Genomic DNA, 21,831 nt, shown 5'->3' on the forward strand with positions numbered 1-21,831 from the left:
TCAGCGTCGACATACCAACACCCAGATCGTCAGCAACCTGCTTGCGCGTCAGCCCACTGGTTAACGCGATGCGCACCGCATCTTTGCGGAATTCGTCCGTCCGTTTCAGTCCCATAGTTCGTCTCCTTTGCTGCAGTAAATGCTATCAAAGGAGCGGCATCAAACCGTGACAGGTCCACCACAGCTGCGACGATTGTACGGCTGGCCTCATCTTCGATCAGCGCGTCAATCGACGGTTCGAGCATCTCCATGGCTCGCTCCGGCGCATTCGCGATCCGAAACCCGGTGATGGCATTCTGAAGAAGCGAGATATGTGTCTTGTGGGCGGGGTTCTCTGTCATGAGCAAGGTCGTCCAAAGATCTGCTAAATCCTCTGCAGCCTCCTCGGCGCGACGCCGAACCTCGGCGACCTGCGCAATGGTCGACGATGTAGCAAGCAGCACTTCCACAGCTTCATCGAGAACGGCTTCAGCGGCGTAGCGTCTGGCAGGGCGCGAGTTGGGATGAGCAGCGATAGTGTCGCGCGCCTTCGATCTCCAGGAGATATCATCACGCGCCCTGAGAACGTTCAACGTGGTAAGCATCAACTGTTCATCGTACCGAACGGAAACCGGCACGTCGTCAAGGTAGGAAAGGTCTGCGCCCATGGCTCCGTTCGCCTGAATGAAGTTAATCCAGTGATGCGGCGTTTCCGGGTATTCATCGATAAGGCCCTGCGCGGTCTGGACCGCCGTCTCCAACTCCTGGCGTATCAAGTAGCCGGCAACGGCATTGCTGCGGATTTTCGGGGAGGCAGGGTCGAGCTCGTAGGCTCGAAGAAACAGAGCGCCCGCCAGATACGCATCCCCAATATGAAGATGGCAGTTTCCTCTCAGCGAAGCGATTTTCGCATGCCACTGAGGGTCGTCCTGTATGGATGGGCCATCTTGCTCCACGGCATCAAAGATCCCAAGGGCCGTGACGTACTTCCGCTCCTCGATCAGTTTGCGCCCTGGCTGGAGAACCAAGTCGCTGAAATCGGTCCTGACTGCTTCAGGGCGTGCGTTTTGCTCGACGATCTCCAGTCTCGTCGAAATACCATTCAGTTACTTGGTGGTTCAGTCTTCGAGTTCAAGATGCCGCCGCTCCTGTTCGGCGATACGTTCAACCTGTTCATTCAGCTTGTCAGAAACATCCGAATGCCATTCGACCGTTTTGCGATCTCGCTCTGACGGAAGGACTTGTCGCCCGATCGCTGCGAGAGGTCCGCCAACCCCCGGAACGGCTGAAACAGCAGCATCCACGGCGTTGCGGTAGCCTTCGGAGGCATTGGTCATTTCCTCGGGTGGGCGAATTTTCTTGCTCGACATGACACTTATTGTTCTTGGTGTATTCAATTGATACTGCGCCTAGCGGCAGCTTTCACGAGTAATAATGGCGCTTTAGCTTAGCTTCGTAGAAGCTGACGAAGGCCTCAGTGACAATCAACACGTAATTGGGAAAATGAAAGCGTCATCGACATGTGCGTCAATTGCGCCAAACAGCGACCTGAAAACGGAGGGTGAAGCGATACAGAAAGTGCTAATGCATTACATGGGCAATTACGCTTCCACAAATATCGCATGTGTTGCGCGGTACTTTTGCATTTTACGTCGTTCCGAATGCACTCGTTTCCCGCGTAAGCGTCGGGCGCTTTCATCAAGTCGATCGATATTCACCCGAACGTCCGCTTTGATCGCGCAGCTACCTAAGTGGCGCCCTTGCAGCGAATGACCACATCCGCCCTCTCTACAAAAAGAGCTAGGGGACTTCGTCCCCACGCGCCTGCAACGCAATTAGACAGAGCCGTGTCTTCGGCTGCGCGTGCGGGCCGCTCCAACCCAGTCGAATTGTATTTCACTTGCTACCCCCCCCAAACCTAGCCGGGAGCAGGTTTTATAGACAAGCTCACTGAAGCGCTTTTCTCAGAACCAGTTTTGAAACTGAAATCGTGACAGACATCATCTCAAGCCATAAAAGGCAAACCTATGCGTCAAAAATGGAAAGGTTCCGTCGCAAAAGGCAGAATAATGTGTCGTTTCACAGAGGAAAAAATGGCGCTCTGGGGAGGATTCGAACCCCCGACCCCTTGATTCGTAGTCAAGTACTCTATCCAGCTGAGCTACCAGAGCGCGGTGTGAGGGGCGGTTTAATGGTAACGCCGAAAGGGCGCAAGGGCAAAATCTGAAAAAAATCAGATTTCTGCAACGTCGCCCTTCGGTAGGCTGATTTCAAAGCTGGTTCCGCTTTCATCGCTTTGCAACAGTGTCAAATTTCCGCCGTGCCCGCGGATCAGTTCAGACGAAATTGCCAGCCCCAGCCCTGTGCCCCCTTTGCGGGCACCGCCTTGAAAAGGTTGAAACAAATGCTCCTTGGCTTTCGGCGGCAGGCCCGGACCTGTGTCTGTGACACGGACTTTCCAACAGTCTGCCATTTCTTCAGCAGAGACCATGATCTCTGCCGGTTTGCCTGCCGTGATTATCGCCTGACGGGCATTGCGCACGAGGTTTGAAATCACGCGATAAAGCTGTTCTGAATCGGCGCGCACCATCAGGTGATCCGGCACGTTGTCGGCAAGGCTCAGATCAAAATCGCCGACCGCGAGTCGTTCAGAATCCAGCACATCTTCGACCAAGTCGGCCAAATGAACTTGTGTAAGACGCGGAGCGGGTTCTTCGGCTTTTCCGAAGGCTAGCGTGCTTTCGCAAAGGTGAACCGCGCGGGTGATCGAATTCACCAGTTTGGGCGCCATGCGTTTGACCGCAGGGTCCTCGGACATTTCGATCCGATCGGTGAAAAGCTGCGCCGAGGTCAGGATGTTGCGGAGGTCGTGGCTGACTTTGGCGACGGCACCGCCAAGCTGGGCGAGCCTTTCCTTTTGGCGCAGCGCCGCAGTCAGTTCGGTCTGCAGGCTTTGCAAGGCTTCTTCGGCTTCGCGCAGTTCGACCACGCCTGAACGCGGTTGAATAATGCGCCGCGCATCTTCAGGAGCGGCCGCGTAGCTTTGCATATAGCCCACCACGCCCTTGATGGGCTTCACGAGGATCATGCGCACTGCAAAAAACAACAATGTCGCCGTAAACACAGAGATCACCGCAGAGAGCCATAAGATGTTCAGCCCGTAGTCGATCATTGCGGACCGCAGGTCCTTGGTCCAGATCGTGACCTCGATCAGCAAGCCGGCCTCGCGCACCGGCGCGCCGATCACGCGGATCACCTCGGGGTTGGGGTTAAACAGCCGCGCCATGGCGTCCATGATCAGCTTGGTGGCAGAGCGTTCCCGCAGGTCAAAAGTTTTGTCAATCGGCGCAGGCATCGGGGAGGACAGCATCAACTGCCGCACCTCATCGCGGCGCAGAACGACGTTGTAGACCTCCGCGTTGCGCAGCAATTCGGCCTCAAGGTCTTCGTCAATCATGTCATCCGCCAGCAAAGCCAGAGAGGCGATCTGCGCGCGCTCAAGGCGTGACAGCAGGTAATCTTCGCGAAAACGGGCGACGGATGGGACAAAGATCAGAACTTCTGCCAGCATCACGAAGATAATGGTCAGAAACAGGAAACGCCCCGATAGTGTCTTCAACATGAACCTTCACCCAGTTCTTACGGCAACCAGCGTTGAACAAACCCAACGATCCGTTTCACCTTAGGGTTCTCAAACAGCCTTGGCGAGAAATATGCACCCGCAGCGCGTTTGTTCAACTCGCCGATGGTTGGGTATGGGGCCACCATATTCGCCACCGCGCTCATCTTGAGTCTATTTGCTATCACCAGCGCCCATAGGTTGATCAACTCCCCAGCCTGATAGCCCGCAATCGAGGCCCCAACCGGGCGGCCTTTGACCACCATGACCTTAATCAGGCCAGCCGTTTTGCGTTCGGCGATGGCGCGATCATTGTGGGTGAAGTGAAAGCGGGCAACCTCTAGTGCGGTGCCGTGTTTCTCCCGCGCCTGCGCTTCGGTCAGCCCCACTTGCGCCAGCTCTGGGTCCGTGTAGGTGGCCCAAGGAATGTGATCTGTGCGTTCTTTGGCGGGCAGACCAAACAGTGCAGACCGAATAATCAGCCCAGCGTGATAGCCCGCGACATGGGTGAATTGCAGCCCACCGGCCACGTCCCCAATCGCATAGACCTTTTTGTTGGTGGTGCGCATGCCGCTGTCTACCTTGATGCCATTGCGGGCGCGTTCAATCCCCGCCGCCTCTAGGTTCAGCTTGTCGATATTGGCTTTGCGGCCAACGGCCATCAAAAGATGCGTGCCCTTGAAAACACGGCCGTCTTTGGTCTCAACCTCGATGGCCCCTGCCCCACCACGGATTTCCTGCGCCAAGGCGTCTTCTTCGATTGCGATGCCTTCTGCGCGCAGGTTTTCCAGCACAATCGCCGCCAGTTCCGGGTCATCCTTGCCCAGCGCCTTCATGCCTTCAATGACGGTGACCTTGCTGCCCAAACGACGATGCGCCTGCGCCATCTCTAGTCCAATGGGGCCGCCACCGATGATCAACAGATGCTCTGGCTGCTCTCGCAGTTCAAACAGGGTTTCGTTGGTTAGGTAAGGCACATTTTCCAATCCGGGGATCGGTGGTACGAGCGGTGATGAGCCCGTCGCAATCACAATCCGGCGCGCGGTGATGATGTGGTCACCGGCCTTCACCTCGGTCGGAGAGAGGAATTCGCCATATTCCTGAATAACACGCACGCCGAGGCCTTCGAACCGCTCAACTGAATCATTGGGTTCGATCTCGGCAATGACATCTGCAACGTGATCTTTGGCGGCGGCGTAGTCGACCTTTGGTGCGACATTCGCAACGCCATATTTCTGCGCATGGCTTTGCCCCCATGCGGCCTTGCCCGAGGCGATCAGCGCCTTTGAGGGCACGCAGCCGTAATTCAGACAATCACCGCCCATCTTGTGGCCTTCCAAAAGGGTCACATCTGCGCCCATTTGAACTGCGCCGGCAGCTACTGAAAGCCCGCCAGAGCCTGCACCGATGACAAGCAAATCCGTTTTGATCTTGGTCATGGGAAAGAGTCCTTACTTGCCACGAAGGGCTTTGATGGCGATGGGCAATGCGGCCAAGGCGCAAAGGCCAAGGATGGGCAGCAGTATCTGCGGCTCAAAGATAATACCGAGATTTGGCGTCTCGCCGCGCTCAAAGACCTCGCCAAGACCCGCACCGACCGAGGTATACACAACGCCGCCCGGAATAATGCCAAGGAAAGTGGACATCGCAAAGCGGCGCAGCGGAACACCCACCAAGGCAGGCACAAGGTTGGCCACGAAGAATGGCACAGCTGGAACCAGCCGGATCAGAAACAGCATCGACCATTGGTTTTCATCGATACCATCTTTGATCTTCTTCACCGCCCCTTCAGAGCCTTCCATCTTGGCGGCAAGCTTTTCTCCCAGACCCCAGCGGGCGGCCATAAAGATCAGCACCGCGCCGATGGTGGCCGCTGTGACGTTAAAGAGCGCGCCCGGGAAGGTCGCGAACAGAAAACCGCCTGTCAGCGTGGCAATGGTTGCCCCCGGCAGGCTGAACGCGACGATGACGACATAGGCCAACATAAAGATACCCACCGTCAGCGCATAGTTGGCATCTCGAAAGGCCAACAGCGACTCGCGGTTGTCCCGAAGGGTTTCAAAACTCAGGTAATCTCGCAAGGTGAAGGCTCCGACGGCGGCCACCAATAAAATGGCGATCAGCGGCAAATTTTTGGTAAACCCGCGTTTGGGAGTGTCAGTCATATCGCTCATCGTTTTATCTCTCGTCCTATCCGGTTTCCCCCAAGATGCGAACGGGCGCAAGAAATGGGTATAGACTTCACGGGCCGTTGATGATCTTCACGACTTCTGTGAACGACAGACGCCGATTGCGACGGTTTTGAAACATATCGCCGGATTCCACCGGATTTTTGTTGCAAAACCCGTTTTGGACGTTTGACTTATCTAAAACCCACCCCTATTAGCAGGGCTTCGAATAGATCACGCACCCGATGTGAGTCGCGGAGCGTTCACAATAAGTACGGAGACGGAGCGATGAAACGCACCTACCAACCCTCGAACCTGGTTCGCAAACGCCGCCACGGCTTCCGTGCGCGCATGGCCACAAAAGCTGGTCGCAAGATCCTGAACGCGCGCCGCGCGCGTGGCCGCAAGGCGCTGAGCGCGTAAGCCTCAGACACTGCGAGTAAGACATGACGCCGCCGGAGGCCCCATTGGATGGCAACGCCAGCCGAAGGGATGTACCTCCGGCGGCTTCGTCGTGTCTGCTTGTCCTTAAGAAACGTTCAGACTTTCTGTTGGCTGCTCGGGCACGTAAACAGGGCGTCGGCTCGATGATGGTTCAGGCGCGCAGGCGTCGTGAGGGTGAAAGCGAAACCCCAAACGCGATCCGCGTTGGATTCACCTGCTCCAAGAAGGTCGGCAATGCCGTGGCCCGCAACCATGCCAAACGCCGCATGCGCGAAGTGGCCCGCGCGGTCCTTCCGACTTTGGGCAAACCCGGCTGGGACTATGTGCTGATCGGACGCGCAGACTCCACTGCTGCGCGCCCGTTCGAAGACCTCAAAAGCGACCTGCGCTATGCATTGAAAAAGCTGCATGCGCCCGCCGCAAAACGCGCGCCAAACCAAAAATGAGCCCCCTCGCCCATATCGTCGCCCTGCCCATTCGGGCATACCGGCTGATCTTTAGCCCTTGGGTCGGGTTCAATTGTCGCTATCAGCCCACCTGCTCTGCCTACGCGCTGGAGGCGCTGGAAAAACACGGGCCGATCAAAGGAACGGCACTGACCGTGAAACGCATCGGGCGCTGCCATCCCTTTGGCGGTGATGGCTATGACCCAGTGCCGGGCGATGACCCAGGGAACGACAATCTCAAAGACTGATCAGCGCAAAGCGGCTTTCGCCCTGAGCGCAAGTCTATACAGTGTCGAAAACGGCGGCGTGCGTTCATACCACCTGGGCGGATGAATGTCTGACAGCGATGGCCTTTGGATCGCGAGTGAGTCCTTCGCTGCATAGGTGACAACATCAGGATGCGCTGCGCGGAACCATGTCAGCGCGCCGTCAAGATGCATGGCGCCGCCGTTCGGATCATTCATCGGGCGCCCATAGATGCCCTGCAAATAAGGCAACGCTTGCCGTGCAGCATCGCCGCTGAACGCGACGAAATGCGTGCATCTGACCCCCACCTCCGGATCGACAAAGCGCAGAGGCCCCGGCGCATCGACCGGCTCAAGCTCGGTCGAATAGCCATAAACCAGGCCCCAGTTTTTTCCGGACAGAAACGCTGCGGCCTCGGGCATCTGCGCCTCAAAACCTCGCGCAAAGTCCGCGTCGTCTTCGATCACCAAAAACCTGTCGTGACCAGCGGCCAGCGCGTCCGTCAGGATCGCAAGATAACTTTCGAAACACCCACGCGTCCCGATGGTCGGGAACTCCCCTGCCTCTCTCGGTTTGCAGGCAGGAAAAAGCGTAATCTTTGGGTGCTCTAGACTCAGACCAACCCGCGCAAGCTGCTGCGCCATCTGCATCCGGCGGTCGCGTCGTTCTGGCAAGTTGAGAACGTAAATCATGTCAAACAATGACAAGAGCGCCTGACCGCCCGCGGTGATTTCAGACATGAAATTGTGTTCTCTCATTTTGACCGAGTGCCAGTGCTTTCGCTGTCTACCTTAAATACATGGGAAGATGTGAAAACAAGTCGCGTGCAACGCATGCGCAGCGCGGCGATGCTTGTGGCCGGACAACAACAACCCTAATGATCAGTCAAAGTTGTGAGCTTTGACCAAGAACCATCAGAAATTTGATATTCAAATAAACGAAAGTCCTTGTCTATCTCAGCTTTCACCAAGACTACATCCTCACCCCAATTCTCGACGAACTCGATGCCTTGTATGTCTTCTAACAATAACTTCTTTTCTTGGTAGTCTGCTGTCGTGACATAGAGCTGTTTTTTGTCCCTACCGGATAGGCGTTGATCATCGTTGGTATCCATTGGCACGACAGTCAGAAAAACAGCGACCACCTGCATTTGTTTCTCATCACCATTGATAGGTCGTCGAGCCCTGTTTTCATCAACGATCAGTTGCGAAAAGTCTTTAAATAGCCACTCTTGCCGGCCATCGCGCCAAATCATCTTGTAGTTAACTGTGTTGCGTGACGTGGATTTGCTATTTCGGATCAGCGAATAGCTTTGCTCCGTATAGAGCGGGGCGACCAATGCTGGACCATTATCATTATCGACAACTTGAAGCCGCCCGTAGGTATAGGTTTCTATAAGAGTTTGATCTTCTGTATCGGTGTTGACCACATTCGACACGTACACGTCACGTGTTGCGTCTTGATACAATTCAAAAGCAATGAGGCCCAAAACCACTATTGTAACCGTTGCGGCACCGGCAATTGCGAATGCATTGTACCGCCACAACCATTTAAAAAAACCACTCTCCATCAGAAAATCCTACTCATCTCACCGCCTCAGAACCACGGCCTCACCACTTACTGTATGGTGGCCCTACTTCTGTACGGAGTACAGAATAGTAGCAACATTGCAACAACCTTACCGGGTATGCATTTCCTGACTTGGCTTTGAACGCCTCATCGTTAGTTTGCCCGCACGTTCAACATCAACAAAGGAGGCACAATATGACATCGTTCAATCACACATGCGCATTTGCGACCTGCCTCCGAACCGCGTTTGTCTGGCGAACCGCCTAGTCTTTCGCACCGGGGCCGTAGTGCCTCATCTCTGAACGTTTCCCAGCACTGTTTTTGACCTCACGGGTGTGATCCGTCTGCAGTGTATTTCACCACTTCAACCTCAAGGGGCCACGCAGCTATGGCGCGTGGAAGATTAAAATGACTCGCAATGACTCTCATCATGCTCTGATCGAGCTGGACATCAAAATCGCCGACCTCGTCGCAAAACTTGGCGTCCGGCGGACGGCGATTGCACTGCTGCGTGGCCTTCTTGCCGCCAGACCTCGGCCGCCGGACGTCGCTGACAGCCTCAGCCCGCATGTAAAGCGGGATATCGGCCTGCCGCCCGATGGGTATGCGCGGCACCGTGATCACCGTTTTTGAAATCGAAAAGGGCAAGACGACATGCACGCTTTGCCCTTTTCCTATTGCCAATTCGATGGCATAGGAACGCGCATGCTTGATGATGATCTCGATGATATCCACCCGCTGTTTCATGGCGCGCCCTCCTCTGCCAGCTTTAAGAAGCTGCGCAAACGGATCGTGCGTTATACGCGTGAGGCGATCGAGCAATATGGCATGATCGAACGCGACGCGCGTTGGCTTGTGTGCCTATCAGGCGGCAAAGACAGCTACACCTTGCTGGCGGTGCTTTACGAACTCAAGTGGCGCGGGTTGCTGCCGGTGGAGTTGCTGGCCTGTAACCTTGACCAAGGCCAGCCGAACTTTCCCGCCACGGTGCTGCCTGAGTTTCTCAAGAAGATGAGCGTACCGCATCGGATCGAATACCAAGACACCTATTCGATTGTGAAAGACAAAGTCCCCGCCGGACGCACTTATTGCGCGCTCTGTTCGCGCCTGCGTCGTGGCAACCTCTACCGGATCGCCCGCGAAGAGGGCTGTTCTGCCGTGGTCCTTGGACATCATCGCGATGATATCCTTGAGACGTTCTTTATGAACCTGTTTCATGGTGGACGTCTGGCGACCATGCCGCCGAAACTGGTGAACGAAGAAAAAGACCTATTTGTCTATCGCCCGCTTGCGCATGTTGCCGAAGAAGACTGCGAAAAGTTTGCCAAGGCGATGAACTATCCGATCATCCCGTGTGACCTTTGCGGCAGCCAAGACGGTTTACAGCGCCAGCAGGTAAAACAAATTCTTGACCAGTGGGAAAAGAACAGCCCAGGTCGCCGTCAGGTTATGTTCCGGTCGTTGATGAACATTCGACCAAGCCACATGTTGGACCCCAAGATTTTCGATTTCGTCGGCCTCATGCGCGAAACCGGAAATTTTGAAGAAAATCAGGCCGACATTCCAAAGCTGCGTTAAGCCGCGCCCTACCCTTTGATGCCTATGCTGCCCGTTGCGGGGCAACCTGTCTGCTGATCTCTTCGGCAGCAGCGCCGCATTGGAGGCACCATGCGGCGGCTATTTCTGACATTTCTATTTCGGACACCATGGATGGGTTGGCGCGTGGGCATGCGCTTGCCAGCATTGCTGCGTCGGTTTTGGCGGATGGAACAAAGTGCGCATTATGAGCCCCATTCGCCAAATGGACCCGCGATGCGACGTGCCCAGCAATTGCTCGCGACCGCGAAGAAAAACGGCCGCAAGACATGCGTATATGTACTTGGGTCCACCAAACCTGAGTCACGGCTCTCGCCAACCGGCGCGCAAAAGCTACGTCATTACCTTCGCCCAAGTGATCTGCTGATCGAGCAAGGCGACGGCACGCTTGTCGTTGTTCAGACGGCTGCAAAACACCTAAGCAAAGATGACTGCGCGCGGCAGGCATCTCGTCTGAAAGTGGCAGCCGCGGCCATCGCATCATCAGACGGCAGACGAGTCGCAGACACCCTCGCAGTTGGCTACTGTCTGAGCGACCACGTTGTGACGTCTGATATCACCGCGCTCGTCTCTGCTGCCCAAGAGGTTTGGCGGGCGACAAGTGACCGCGCGAGGAACAATGTTCATGCGCATCCGCCGCTCACGGTACCGCGAACCAGCCATCTGACTGCAGCTAAATTGCCGATCTATGTCCAGCCGCGCCCTCACCCAACCAGCATTCGCTTTCCCAAATCTATGGAAAACGTGACACCGCCTAGCCGAGACGCCCACATTTCAAGGAATCCTCTTGACCTTTCGGCCTGACCTCTGTTGAACCACCCTGAACAGATCCAGCCCCCAAACCATGGGTGGCACGCATATGGATCAAGGTTTGAAAACGGATGAAGTCAGCGAGGCCCGCCAGTGGACTTGCTGAGACAGACAGGTGGCCCAGCGCAATGGACGACAATAACAAGAACCTCATTCTTGCAACGGTACTCAGCATCTCTGTGCTGGTCGGATGGTTTTATTTCTTTCCACCCCCCGAAGCAGCGCTGACCGACGACCCGAATGCTGTTGCCACCGCGACGGGGGTTTCTCCAACAGCACCCGTGCCGAGCGCAACCGCAACAACCGGCGCAACGGCGTCAAGCGCCCCTGCTGTCGAGGCAAAAGAAGCCACCGACGCACCACGTGTCGCCATTGAAACACCTAGCGTGATGGGTTCCATCTCTTTGCTGGGGGGACGCATTGATGACCTCTCACTGAAAAACTACCGCGAAACCTTGGACGCCGATTCCGACATCGTGCACCTGTTCAAGCCAACCGGCGCACCAAGCAGCTACTATGCGCTTTACGGCTGGGCGCCGGGCGCAGGTCTTGGGCTGGACGCGGTTCCAGGTGCAAACACCGTTTGGACAGCCGCCGAAGGCGCGAAGCTGACCGAGACAACCCCCGTGACCCTGACATGGGACAACGGCGCGGGTCTTGTGTTTAGCCGCGAAATTTCCATTGACGAGAACTACATGTTCTCTGTCAAACAAAGCGTTCAGAACACCGGTGCGGGCACGGTTTCTCTGGCGCCTTATGGTATTCTTGCACGTCATGGCGAACCCGCAGATCTGAAGAATTTCTTCATCCTGCACGAAGGTCTGATCGCCATGTCCGATGGCGAATTGACCGAAGCGTCCTATGACGATCTGGTGGATTACGACTTTAACGCCAACGAAGGTGCAAAGGCCGAAGTTACCCAAGTCACTGAAAGCGGCTGGATCGGTTTCACCGACCACTACTGGATGGCGACCCTGATCCCTGCGCAGACAAGCCCGTTCAAATCCGTTTCCAAATACGATGAACGCCGCAATATCTATCAGACTGAGGCCGTTCTGCCGACACAGACACTGGCCGATGGTCAGTCGGTTTCGGTCGACAGTCAGCTGTTCGCCGGTGCCAAAGAATGGGCGACGATCCGTGACTATCAAAACGAAGGCGGCGTTCAGGGCTTCCTTGACAGCATCGACTGGGGTTGGTTCTTCTTCCTGACCAAACCAATGTTCGCTGTGCTGCATTGGCTGAACACGATCATTGGCAACATGGGTTGGGCCATCATCGGCTTGACCGTGCTTATCAAGATCATCGTGTTCCCACTGGCCTATAAATCCTATGCCTCGATGGCGCGGATGAAAGAACTGCAGCCAGAGATGGAGAAGCTGAAAGAAAAGCACGGCGATGACCGTCAGAAGATGCAGCAATCCATGATGGAGCTTTACAAGAAAGAAAAGGTGAACCCGGCGGCGGGCTGTCTGCCGATCCTGCTGCAGATCCCGATCTTCTTCTCGCTCTACAAGGTGATCTTTGTCACGCTCGAACTGCGTCATGCGCCTTGGGTTGGCTGGTTGAAAGACCTGTCCGCACCTGATCCAACTTCGATCTTTAACCTGTTCGGCGCACTGCCCTACGGCGTGCCAGAGCTTGGGTTCTTTGAAATCTTCTCCCTCGGTATCCTGCCGATCCTGTTGGGTGTATCCATGTGGCTGCAGCAAAAGCTGAACCCGGCCCCAACCGATCCAACCCAAAAGATGATCTTTGCATGGATGCCTTGGGTCTTCATGTTCATGCTGGGCACCTTTGCATCGGGTCTCGTGATCTACTGGATTGCGAACAACACGATCACCTTCATTCAGCAATATTCGATCATGCGCATTCACGGCTATAAGCCGGACGTCTTTGGCAACATCAAGTCAGGCTTCAAGCGCAAATCCAAGGCTGAAGAAAAGTGACAATCTCGGTCGCGGCCCTCTGGCGCCATCCTATTAAGGCTCATGGCCGAGAACCGCTTCAGCGCGTTGCGTTAGAGGTAGGCAAATGCATGCCATGGGATCGCCATTGGGCCGTGACCCATGAAGCCACAAAGGCAGATGGGTCTGAATGGGTCCGCTGCATTAACTTCTCTCGCGGGGCCAGCGCGCCACAACTGATGGCGCTGACCGCGCGGCTGAATGAGGCTGACAAAACCGTCACGCTGTCTCATCCTGACCTCTGGGATCTGACCTTTGATCCCGACGCGGATGCCGCAAAATTCCTAGAGTGGGTGCGCCCGATTATGCCGCCACAAAAGCGGCAGTCGGTGGGGATAGTGAAAGTGCCGGGGGTTGGGCTGACAGATTCCAGCTGGCCCTCGATCAGCATTGTGAATCTGGCGTCAAACGCGGCACTTGGTGAGACCTTTGGCACATCACTCGACATGGATCGCTGGCGCGGCAATATCCATCTGGATGGCTTGCAGCCCTGGCAGGAATTCGACTGGATCGGCCAAACGATCCGCATCGGCACCGCTGAATTCGAAATCCGCGAACGCATCGAACGCTGCAGCGCCACAACCGTTGACCCCGCGACTGGCAACTACGATTGGGACACGCTGAAACACCTGCGTGACCATTTCGGCCACAAGGATTTCGGCGTCAAAGCCTACGTTATCAAAGCCGGCGAAATTGCGCGCGGCGACACAGTAGAGGTGCTGTGATGCAACTCCCCTTCCCTTTGGTTGAAGAACCTGACGACATCAGCCGCGAAAAAGGCCGCAAGCTTTTTGTTGGCAGTAATGCGGACTTCCTAAAAGGCGTCGTCGCCATGAACGGCCTGCCAGGCGATGACCGGATCGAAGTCTGTTTTGCGGGGCGCTCGAACGTTGGTAAATCCAGCCTGATCAATGCTCTGACCGGGCGCAAAGGGTTGGCGCGCGCCTCCAACACGCCGGGGCGCACGCAGGAAATCAACTACTTCACCTTGGCCGAAAGCCACTACCTCGTCGACCTACCCGGCTACGGCTTTGCAAACGCGCCCCTGCCCGTCATCGAGAAATGGCAAAAGCTGCTGAAGCAATACCTGTCTGGTCGCGTTAGCCTGCGCCGCGCCTTTGTTCTGATCGATAGCCGCCATGGCGTGAAAACTGTCGATGAAGAGATCATGTCCCTGCTGGACAGTTCGGCGGTCACCTTTCAGGTCGTGATGACAAAGGCCGACAAGGTTAAGGAAAAAGACCGCGAAAAGATCATGGAACAGGTGCGTAAAGCCCTGGCCAAGCACCCTGCGGCTTTCCCGGAAATCGTCATGACCTCCAGCGAAAAGGGGTGGGGCCTGCCCACCCTGCGCGCGCTCATCGCGAATTTGACCTGACTGTTCGCTTAAGAAGGCTGGAATGCCCGCGGCAAACCCGGTAACAGGATCAGCCAGAGGACCCAGCACATGAAGAAGCAAAACATGAACCGTGATTGGATTGCCACCGCCCGCACCCTGTCTCAGGCCCTGCCCTACCTGCAGCGCTATACGGGGGCGATTGTTGTTATCAAGCTGGGCGGTCACGCCATGGGCAGTGACGAGGCGATGGAAGAATTCGCGCGCGATGTAGTGCTGATGCAGATGGTTGGCATCCACCCGGTTGTGGTGCATGGCGGCGGCCCGATGATCAATGCCATGCTGGACAAGCTGCAGATCAAATCCGAGTTTGTGAATGGCAAACGGGTAACGGATGCGGCCACTGTCGAAGTGGTTGAAATGGTTCTGTCCGGCACTGTTAACAAACGCATCGTTCAGGCGATCAACCGTCAGGGTGGTAAGGCTGTCGGCCTGTCAGGCAAAGACGCCAATCTGATGGTTTGCACCCAGACAAATGCGGACCTCGGGTTTGTCGGCACCCCAAGCAAGATGGACCCCGAAGTCCTGCATGACCTTTTTGCCAAGAACACGATCCCCGTCATCGCACCTTTGGGAGCTGGCGAAAACGGCGAAACATTCAACGTCAACGGCGACACCGCTGCGGGAGCCATTGCGGCGTCCCTCAATGCCGACCGTCTTTTGCTGCTGACAGATGTCGCAGGCGTCAAGAATGGCGCGGGTGAGGTGATGACCGAACTTAAGGCCCAGCAGATCAAAGAGCTGACGGCCGAAGGCGTCATTGCCGGCGGTATGATCCCTAAAACCGAGACCGCGTTGAATGCCATCGAAGGTGGCGTGCGCGCCGTGGTCATCCTCGATGGTCGTGCACCAAACGCCTGTCTGCTAGAGCTGTTCACCGAACACGGGGCCGGGTCTTTGATCCGGGGCGACGCCTAACCGAATTGTGACGGTAAGCCGTTTGACTTGCCGCGCCCTGCGCCTAATCTCGGCGCATGGATAATGAACTCGCAATCCGCCTTGGCGTATTCTTCGGCCTCTTCCTGCTATTGGCAGGGATCGAAGCGGCCGTACCGCGCCGCGCACGGCGGCAACCACGCAAAACGCGGTGGGTCACCAATTGGGCGGTCTCTGTTCTAAACACCGGAACGCTGCAGGTGATGGCGCTCGCCCTGCCCGCGCTGGCCGCAGGCGCGGCTTTTGATGCTGCCCAAAATGGTTGGGGACTGCTCAACCAAATCGAAGCCCCAGTATGGATCGAAGTGATCTTGGCGATCCTGATCTTTGACTTCGCGATCTGGTTGCAACATCTGATCACCCACAAAGTGCCAATCCTTTGGCGTTTGCACCGAGTCCACCACGCTGACCGCGATATGGACGTGACCACCGCCATCCGCTTTCACCCGGTGGAAATTGCGCTGTCGATGCTGCTGAAAATCGCGCTGGTTTACGCGCTTGGCCCCAGTGTTCTGGCGATTGTGCTGTTCGAAGCCCTGCTGAACGGCACGGCCATGTTCAATCACGCCAATATCCGATTGCCGCATGCCGTGGATTCTGTTGTGCGTCGCGTGCTGGTGACCCCAGACATGCACCGCGTTCATCATTCCGTGCATCGTTATGAGCATGACAGCAACTATGGCTTCTCGCTTTCGATCTGGGATCGCCTGTTTGGCACCTATATCGCACAGCCTGAGGCAGGGCATGACGACATGACTGTCGGCCTTCAGTGGCAGGATGAACGCCCCTCAAAACTGGGCTGGACCCTGTCCCTGCCGTTCAAACGAAAATGATAGAGGATGCCCTAAAGGCCGCGGGCCTCACAATCTTTGGTGGGTTTCATCCACACCAAGACCCGTGGTTCGACGACTACCTAACCGCCTTGCTGATCGGCCCCGACGAGCCGCGTTTTTGGCACCATTTCACGCAGCAGCACGAATATCGGGACGGCTTGCCAGACGCGATGGACCGCTATTCCAAGCGCGTTCTGAACGTGATCGCTGCTGAGCACAACGGTAAGGCGCTCTACCCCTCTGATGGGCCGCCCTACCCACCCTTCATTCAATGGGCGCTTTCGTCGGGGTGCGCGCAATCTCCGGTGGGCTTGCTGGTCAGTGATAAGGCAGGTCTTTTTGCGTCATTCCGGGGTATCCTAGCGCTCCCTAACCCGCTCGACCTACCCATTGCAACGCATTCCCCGTGCGCGACCTGCACAGAGCAGCCCTGCCGCACCGCATGCCCCATCGGCGCGCTGACGCCCGCGGGCTACGACGTCGCGGCTTGCAAGGCCTATCTGCGCACAGAGGCCGGCCAGCCCTGTTTGTCCGGCTGCAAGGTCAGATTAAGCTGCCCAGCCTCGCAAAAATTTGGCAGGCTGCAGGCACAGTCGCGATTCCATATGAAGGCGTTTCTTGGCGAATGACAAAACGATTGATCTTAATGCGGCACGCGAAATCGGCTTGGGACCAGCCCGGACCGGATCACGACCGCCCGCTGAATACACGCGGCCAGAACTCTGCCGAGGCTATGGGCAACTGGCTGCGCGAGAACGGGTATGTGCCCGACGCGGTCCTCAGCTCCAGCGCGAAACGCACACGCGAAACCTTTGACCGACTTGGTTTTGATGTCCCCAGCCGGTTTGAGCGGCGGCTCTATTTGCCCACTTCTGAAGAGATGTTGAGCGAACTTAGAAAAGAAAGCGCGGCCTGTGTGCTGATGCTGGGGCACAATCCCGGCATTGCCGAATTTGCAGAGCGTCTGCTGTCCGAAACACCAGAGCATGACCGTTTCTACGCCTACCCGACCTGCGCAACCACCGTGATGGATTTTGACATCGTGGATTGGACGGCGCTGCAATACGGCACAGGCACCGTGGTCAACTTCACTGTCCCCCGCGATTTGACCTAAATGCGTATAGCGAGTTTTCTTCAACCGCTAGGCAAACAAAAAGCCCCGCACAATGGCGGGGCTTTTCTTTGATAACTACGATCAGGCTCAGTGACCCAAAATCTGGCTGAGGAACAACTTGGTCCGTTCGCTCTTTGGATTGTTGAAGAACTCTTCTGGCTCGTTCTGTTCCACGATCTGGCCCGCGTCCATAAAGATCACGCGGTTTGCGACCTGACGCGCGAAGCCCATTTCGTGGGTCACACACAGCATGGTCATGCCTTCCTCGGCCAACTCGATCATGGTGTCCAGAACCTCTTTGATCATCTCCGGGTCAAGCGCAGATGTCGGTTCGTCAAACAGCATGATCCGTGGCTTCATGCAAAGCGAGCGGGCAATCGCCACACGCTGCTGCTGACCACCGGACAGCTGGCCTGGATACTTGTTCGCCTGATCAGGGATCTTCACCTTCTCAAGGAAATGCATTGCCCGTTCGATGGCTTCTTTCTTGGGTGTCTTACGAACCCAGATCGGCGCCAGCGTACAGTTTTCCAGAATGGTCAGATGCGGGAACAGGTTGAAGTGCTGAAAGCACATGCCAACCTCTGATCGGATCTTATCGATATTCTTCAGATCAGATGTCAGCTCTGTCCCATCGACGATGATCTGCCCCTGCTGATGCTCTTCCAAAGCGTTCAAGCAGCGGATCAAGGTTGACTTACCAGAACCGGACGGACCCGCGATAACGATGCGTTCGCCCCGGTTTACAGTCAGGTCGATGTCGCGCAGCACGTGGAACGTGCCGTACCACTTGTTCATGCCACTGATTTGGATTGCGACCTCATCAGAGACCTGCATTTTGGAGCGATCGATTTCGCGTTCAATTGCTAGTTCAGACATTGTGTGAACTCCTTAGCGGTGATCTGTGGCAAGACGACGCTCCAGCCACTGTGAATATTGTGAAATGCCATAGCAGACGACGAAGAACAGGAAGGCGGCAAAGCCCAGAAGTTCCCAATAGACGCCGTTCCATTCGGTGGACGCCAGAATTGGGCCGCGGATCATGCCAACGAGGTCAAACATCGAGATAACAGAAACCAGCGTGGTGTCTTTGAACAGACCCACCGCAACGTTGACGATACCTGGGATCGAGATCTTCAGCGCCTGTGGCAGGATGATCAGGCGCATAGCCTGAGGATAATCCAACCCAAGGCTGTCCGCCGCTTCATACTGACCTTTCGGCAACGCGGCCAAACCACCCCGGATCACCTCGGCGATATAGGCCGCCGAGAACATGGTGATCATGATGACAACGCGCAGGAACAAGTCCACGGTGCTGTCAGGTGGGAAGAAGTAGGCCAGCATCACAGATGCCACGAAGAGCAATGTGATCAGAGGCACGCCACGAACGAATTCAATGAAGACGACCGAAATACCTTTGATCAAAGGCATGTTCGACTGACGCCCCAGTGCCAATGCAATGCCCAATGGCAGGGACAAGGACACACAGGTCACGCCCAACATCAGGTTCAGCATAAAGCCACCCAGATCACGGCTTGGCACGGCGGCCAACAATGAATTCTCAGACGCCGTCTCTGGGATCAGACCGCCTCCGATTATCCAAACCGCAAAGGCTGCGATGATCGCCCCAAAGAAACCCGCTGCGAAGCTTTTGAAGGACAGACGCATGAAGGCAAAGCCGCCCGCAACGAAGCCCAAAAGCGCAACAAGTGGACCCAAGATCGTACCGCCCCAGATCAGCCAGTAGGCCAGGAAAGGATAGATCGCGGTAAAGATCAGCATCTTGCGTGGCAAATCAAAGAACATCACCGGTGCTGCCGCAAAGGCCAACAGGATCAAGGCAGTGTTCGGACGCCAGTAGGAATCGACCGGGTATTTGAATCCATAAAGGATCTGGTTCCACCGTTCACTCAGAACAGAGAAACACGCCCCCGTCTTGCCTTGTAGGACTTCGCGACATTCCGTCAGGGATGACGTGTTCCAGACACCATTGGCCATCCAAGGCACAACCACCATCAAAACCGTGTAGATCAGCCAGATCGTCACGATGGTCAAAATGGTGTTCGGGATGCTCGAAAAGAGGTTATCCTTGATCCATTTTTTCGGACCAATCGCGCTCGATGGCGGCGGTGACGGCGGGATTTGTTCGGTGCGTACAAATGCGAGTTCAGTGCTCATATCAACGCTCCTTCAGCTTCACGGCGTTGTTGTAGGTGTTCATCACGACTGAAATCAGCAAAGAGATCGTCAGATAGAACAGCATCAACAGCAGGACGCATTCAATTGCACGGCCGGTTTGGTTCAGCGTGATACCACCCAAGGTCGCTGTGATGTCGGCATAGCCAACGGCAATCGCCAGCGAAGAGTTCTTGGTGATGTTCAGATACTGAGAAATCAGCGGTGGAATGATCACACGCAGCGCCTGCGGCAGAACCACCAGGTTCATCACGCGGCTTGGACGCAGACCCAATGCAGAGGCAGCCTCTGTTTGACCCTTTGAGATCGCTTGAATACCCGCACGCACGTTCTCCGCGATGAAAGCACCCGTGTAGATCGAAAGCGCAAACCAAAGCGCGATCAGCGGTCCACCAACTTTGATACCACCTGCGAAGTTAAACCCTTTCAAGGCCGGAACTTCCCAAGACAGGCCCATAATCAACATCAACAGGATGACCGGGACAAACCAAATCGCCAGATTGATCCAGAACGTGGATGGCCGAACACCGGTTGCCTCTTGCTTTGCGGTCGCCCAAGCAGAGACGCGACGCGTTGCGAAGAAGGACCCGACCAGAAACGCGATGACCAGCAGCCAATTTTGGACTGCGCTGTCAAACAGGCCGCTTTCAAAGTGCGGGCTTGGGATATAGATGCCGCGGTTCGTGAAGGCAAAAAGATCCAGCACCATGCTGGCGGTTGCATTGTCGCCTCGGAACGCGCGTGGTCCTGGCAAAACCGCGGTCATGATGGTGAAGATGATGATGATCCAGATCAGCACCGGAATGTTGCGGAAGATTTCCACGTAAACCGACATGACCTTGGCCACGAGCCAGTTATTTGACAGTCGCAAAACCCCTGCAATCACCCCGAAGATCGTAGCGGTGATACAGGCAAAGAAAGCGACCAGAAGGGTGTTCAAAATCCCGACGATGGCAGCCCGCAGGTGCGTCGACCGACTGTCGTAGTCAATCAGCACTTGGTTGATGTCATAGCCGGAGGTTTCACCCAAGAAACTGTAAGAAATGTTCAAACCTGCAGCGCGCAAGTTCTGAATCAGGTTGTTCCCCAGAAACCAGAATGAAAGAGCAAGGACAAGCGCAGCGATTACTTGGAATGTAAGCGACCTGTAGCGCGTGTCGTATATCAGCATCGATGGCCGAAACGACTCCTTCGGAGGATCGGTAAGTGTAGTCATATGAGAGTTCCCCGTCATTTCGATCAATATTGTTGGTTATGTCGCGTAAAGCGTGTGATCGAACTTTTTTGGTCGGCAAAGTAGTTGGGGCGCAGGCTGATGCCCACGCCCCCACTTGTTAGGCTATTAGCGTACTGGCGGAGAGTACTGCAGACCGCCTTCGGTCCAGAGCGCGTTCAGACCGCGCGCAAGGCCGATTGCAGATTGGGAACCAAGGTTGCGCTCGAAGCTTTCACCGTAGTTACCAACTGCAGAGATGATGCGAACCGCCCAGTCCGCGTCCAGACCCAGCATCTCGCCCATGCTGCCTTCTTTGCCAAGCAGACGGTTGATTTCTGGGTTGTCGGAGCCGGACTCAGCCAGCGTGCCGATGTTTGCAGAGGTTACGCCCAGTTCTTCGGCTGCAACCAGCGCGTTGTAGGACCAGCGAACAACGTCTGCCCACTCATCATCGCCGTGACGTACTGTTGGGCCAAGCGGCTCTTTCGAAATGATGTCACCCAGGATCACGTGATCGGATGGGTTTTCGAAAGTCGCACGAGTTGATGCCAGCTGGGACGCGTCCGTTGTGAAAACGTCGCAAGAGCCTGCGATATACTGCTGCTGTGCTTCAGCAACGGTTTCGATTGGCACTGGCTCGTAGCTGATGTTGTTCGAGCGGAAGAAGTCCGCCAGGTTCAGCTCGGTTGTAGTACCGGTCTGAATACAAACAGTCGCGCCGTCCAGTTCTTTTGCAGAAGACACACCCAGTTCCTGTGGAACCATGAAGCCCTGACCGTCGTAGTAGTTGACACCAACGAAGGTGAACTTCAGGTCAGCGTCGCGGGACAGAGTCCATGTTGTCACGCGGGACAGCATGTCGATTTCGCCAGCGGAGAGCGCTGTAAAACGTGTTTTTGGCGTGGTTGGAACGAATTCCACAGCAGTGGAGTCGCCCAGAACCGCAGCCGCAACAGCACGACATACGTCGACATCAAAACCTTCCCAAACGCCTTCGGCATTTGGTGCAGAGAAGCCAACGACACCGGTCGTCACACCACAGTTCAACTTGCCACGTGCTTTCACGTCGTCAAGTGTACCAGCGGTGGCGGCGACTGCAGACATGCAAGCTAAAGTCGCGGCGCCATAAATTACGGATTTTTTCATATTTACCTCTTCCTGAGTTGCTGCCCCTTTGCGGAGCAGACCACCGGTTTTGCTTCACCGGCACTTTTGGTCGCTGAATAGGGTCTCGCCCCCCTCAGCGCGGACTAGTGTGGTTCGAAAGATCAAGAAAGGTCAAGGGGGTGGTCACAG

At 55.8% G+C, this 21,831-nt stretch carries 24 protein-coding genes and 1 tRNA gene; 12 read left to right on the plus strand and 13 right to left on the minus strand.

Annotated elements, in window-relative coordinates:
* The 6 genes from BUA39_RS05310 to BUA39_RS05335 form a co-directional block, all read right to left on the minus strand.
* Nucleotides 1-115, minus strand: a 115-nt coding sequence (locus BUA39_RS05310) for a transposase (protein WP_479723333.1), incomplete at its 3' end; no start/stop codon positions are given.
* 982 nt (nt 116-1,097) lie between these two features.
* On the minus strand, nt 1,098-1,349 hold the full coding sequence (locus tag BUA39_RS16700; RefSeq protein WP_131814568.1) for a hypothetical protein: 252 nt from the start codon (nt 1,347-1,349) through the stop codon (nt 1,098-1,100).
* A 724-nt stretch (nt 1,350-2,073) separates the two neighbouring features.
* A tRNA-Arg gene (locus BUA39_RS05320) sits at nt 2,074-2,150 on the minus strand.
* Between the two features lie 62 nt (nt 2,151-2,212).
* Nucleotides 2,213-3,601, minus strand: coding sequence for a sensor histidine kinase (locus BUA39_RS05325; protein WP_072791765.1), 1,389 nt, complete (start codon nt 3,599-3,601; stop codon nt 2,213-2,215).
* A 17-nt stretch (nt 3,602-3,618) separates the two neighbouring features.
* Nucleotides 3,619-5,037, minus strand: coding sequence for a dihydrolipoyl dehydrogenase family protein (locus BUA39_RS05330; RefSeq protein ID WP_072791766.1), 1,419 nt, complete (start codon nt 5,035-5,037; stop codon nt 3,619-3,621).
* Nucleotides 5,038-5,049: 12 nt separating this feature from the next.
* Entirely contained in the window at nt 5,050-5,772 is a 723-nt protein-coding gene (locus tag BUA39_RS05335; protein ID WP_072791768.1) for a TVP38/TMEM64 family protein, read from the minus strand.
* 282 nt (nt 5,773-6,054) lie between these two features.
* On the opposite strand from BUA39_RS05335, the gene rpmH reads away from it, so the two are divergent.
* Genes rpmH through yidD form a run of 3 tightly spaced genes read left to right on the plus strand, consistent with a single transcriptional unit; the run spans nt 6,055 to nt 6,904 of the window.
* Entirely contained in the window at nt 6,055-6,189 is a 135-nt protein-coding gene (gene rpmH, locus BUA39_RS05340; RefSeq protein ID WP_072791770.1) for a 50S ribosomal protein L34, read from the plus strand.
* Nucleotides 6,190-6,212: 23 nt separating this feature from the next.
* A complete protein-coding gene (gene rnpA / locus BUA39_RS05345; protein ID WP_072791771.1) occupies nt 6,213-6,656 on the plus strand; it encodes a ribonuclease P protein component in 444 nt (147 codons plus the stop codon).
* Complete coding sequence (yidD, locus tag BUA39_RS05350; RefSeq protein WP_084604758.1) at nt 6,653-6,904, plus strand: membrane protein insertion efficiency factor YidD; 252 nt, start codon at nt 6,653-6,655, stop codon at nt 6,902-6,904. The genes rnpA and yidD overlap by 4 nt, the downstream gene beginning before the upstream one ends.
* Here the strand turns inward: yidD and BUA39_RS05355 are convergent, their stop codons facing one another.
* The 3 genes from BUA39_RS05355 to BUA39_RS16705 form a co-directional block, all read right to left on the minus strand.
* Nucleotides 6,905-7,642, minus strand: a complete 738-nt coding sequence (locus BUA39_RS05355) for a glycosyltransferase family 25 protein (RefSeq protein WP_072791774.1) — start codon at nt 7,640-7,642, stop codon at nt 6,905-6,907.
* 134 nt (nt 7,643-7,776) lie between these two features.
* Nucleotides 7,777-8,472 (minus strand): hypothetical protein, encoded by a 696-nt coding sequence (locus BUA39_RS05360; RefSeq protein WP_072791776.1) that lies wholly within the window; start codon nt 8,470-8,472, stop codon nt 7,777-7,779.
* A 326-nt stretch (nt 8,473-8,798) separates the two neighbouring features.
* The gene (locus BUA39_RS16705; protein WP_131814569.1) at nt 8,799-9,218 is read right to left on the minus strand and encodes a hypothetical protein; all 420 of its coding nucleotides are present in this window, start codon (nt 9,216-9,218) and stop codon (nt 8,799-8,801) included.
* Here BUA39_RS16705 and ttcA point away from each other — a divergent pair.
* The 9 genes from ttcA (at nt 9,177) to BUA39_RS05410 (ending at nt 17,123) form a co-directional block, all read left to right on the plus strand.
* The gene (ttcA, locus tag BUA39_RS05370; RefSeq protein WP_072792659.1) at nt 9,177-10,049 is read left to right on the plus strand and encodes a tRNA 2-thiocytidine(32) synthetase TtcA; all 873 of its coding nucleotides are present in this window, start codon (nt 9,177-9,179) and stop codon (nt 10,047-10,049) included. The genes BUA39_RS16705 and ttcA overlap by 42 nt on opposite strands.
* 90 nt (nt 10,050-10,139) lie before the next feature.
* Nucleotides 10,140-10,871: a hypothetical protein gene (locus BUA39_RS05375; protein ID WP_131814570.1), complete on the plus strand. Its 732-nt coding sequence runs from the start codon at nt 10,140-10,142 to the stop codon at nt 10,869-10,871.
* A 134-nt stretch (nt 10,872-11,005) separates the two neighbouring features.
* A complete protein-coding gene (yidC, locus tag BUA39_RS05380; protein ID WP_072791780.1) occupies nt 11,006-12,826 on the plus strand; it encodes a membrane protein insertase YidC in 1,821 nt (606 codons plus the stop codon).
* Nucleotides 12,823-13,569: an MOSC domain-containing protein gene (locus BUA39_RS05385; RefSeq protein ID WP_072791782.1), complete on the plus strand. Its 747-nt coding sequence runs from the start codon at nt 12,823-12,825 to the stop codon at nt 13,567-13,569. Before yidC ends, BUA39_RS05385 begins: the two co-directional genes overlap by 4 nt.
* Nucleotides 13,569-14,222 carry a ribosome biogenesis GTP-binding protein YihA/YsxC gene (gene yihA / locus BUA39_RS05390; protein WP_072791783.1) on the plus strand — a complete coding sequence of 218 codons (654 nt, stop codon included), beginning with the start codon at nt 13,569-13,571 and terminating at the stop codon, nt 14,220-14,222. The genes BUA39_RS05385 and yihA overlap by 1 nt, the downstream gene beginning before the upstream one ends.
* Before the next feature lie 69 nt (nt 14,223-14,291).
* On the plus strand, nt 14,292-15,158 hold the full coding sequence (argB, locus tag BUA39_RS05395; protein WP_072791785.1) for an acetylglutamate kinase: 867 nt from the start codon (nt 14,292-14,294) through the stop codon (nt 15,156-15,158).
* 56 nt (nt 15,159-15,214) lie between these two features.
* Nucleotides 15,215-16,009: a sterol desaturase family protein gene (locus BUA39_RS05400; RefSeq protein ID WP_072791786.1), complete on the plus strand. Its 795-nt coding sequence runs from the start codon at nt 15,215-15,217 to the stop codon at nt 16,007-16,009.
* Nucleotides 16,006-16,638 (plus strand): hypothetical protein, encoded by a 633-nt coding sequence (locus BUA39_RS05405; RefSeq protein WP_072791788.1) that lies wholly within the window; start codon nt 16,006-16,008, stop codon nt 16,636-16,638. Before BUA39_RS05400 ends, BUA39_RS05405 begins: the two co-directional genes overlap by 4 nt.
* Entirely contained in the window at nt 16,635-17,123 is a 489-nt protein-coding gene (locus BUA39_RS05410) for a SixA phosphatase family protein (protein ID WP_072791789.1), read from the plus strand. The genes BUA39_RS05405 and BUA39_RS05410 overlap by 4 nt, the downstream gene beginning before the upstream one ends.
* An 87-nt stretch (nt 17,124-17,210) precedes the next feature.
* Here BUA39_RS05410 and BUA39_RS05415 read toward each other — a convergent pair whose 3' ends face one another.
* The 4 genes from BUA39_RS05415 to BUA39_RS05430 form a co-directional block, all read right to left on the minus strand.
* Nucleotides 17,211-18,002, minus strand: a complete 792-nt coding sequence (locus BUA39_RS05415) for an amino acid ABC transporter ATP-binding protein (protein WP_072791791.1) — start codon at nt 18,000-18,002, stop codon at nt 17,211-17,213.
* A gap of 12 nt (nt 18,003-18,014) precedes the next feature.
* Entirely contained in the window at nt 18,015-19,301 is a 1,287-nt protein-coding gene (locus BUA39_RS05420) for an amino acid ABC transporter permease (RefSeq protein WP_072791793.1), read from the minus strand.
* Nucleotide 19,302: 1 nt separating this feature from the next.
* Nucleotides 19,303-20,535: an amino acid ABC transporter permease gene (locus BUA39_RS05425; RefSeq protein ID WP_072791794.1), complete on the minus strand. Its 1,233-nt coding sequence runs from the start codon at nt 20,533-20,535 to the stop codon at nt 19,303-19,305.
* 126 nt (nt 20,536-20,661) lie between these two features.
* Nucleotides 20,662-21,681 (minus strand): amino acid ABC transporter substrate-binding protein, encoded by a 1,020-nt coding sequence (locus BUA39_RS05430; protein ID WP_072791796.1) that lies wholly within the window; start codon nt 21,679-21,681, stop codon nt 20,662-20,664.
* Between the last annotated feature and the right edge of the window lie 150 nt (nt 21,682-21,831).

The sequence above is a fragment of the Cognatishimia maritima genome (assembly GCF_900129685.1).
Classification (GTDB): domain Bacteria; phylum Pseudomonadota; class Alphaproteobacteria; order Rhodobacterales; family Rhodobacteraceae; genus Cognatishimia; species Cognatishimia maritima.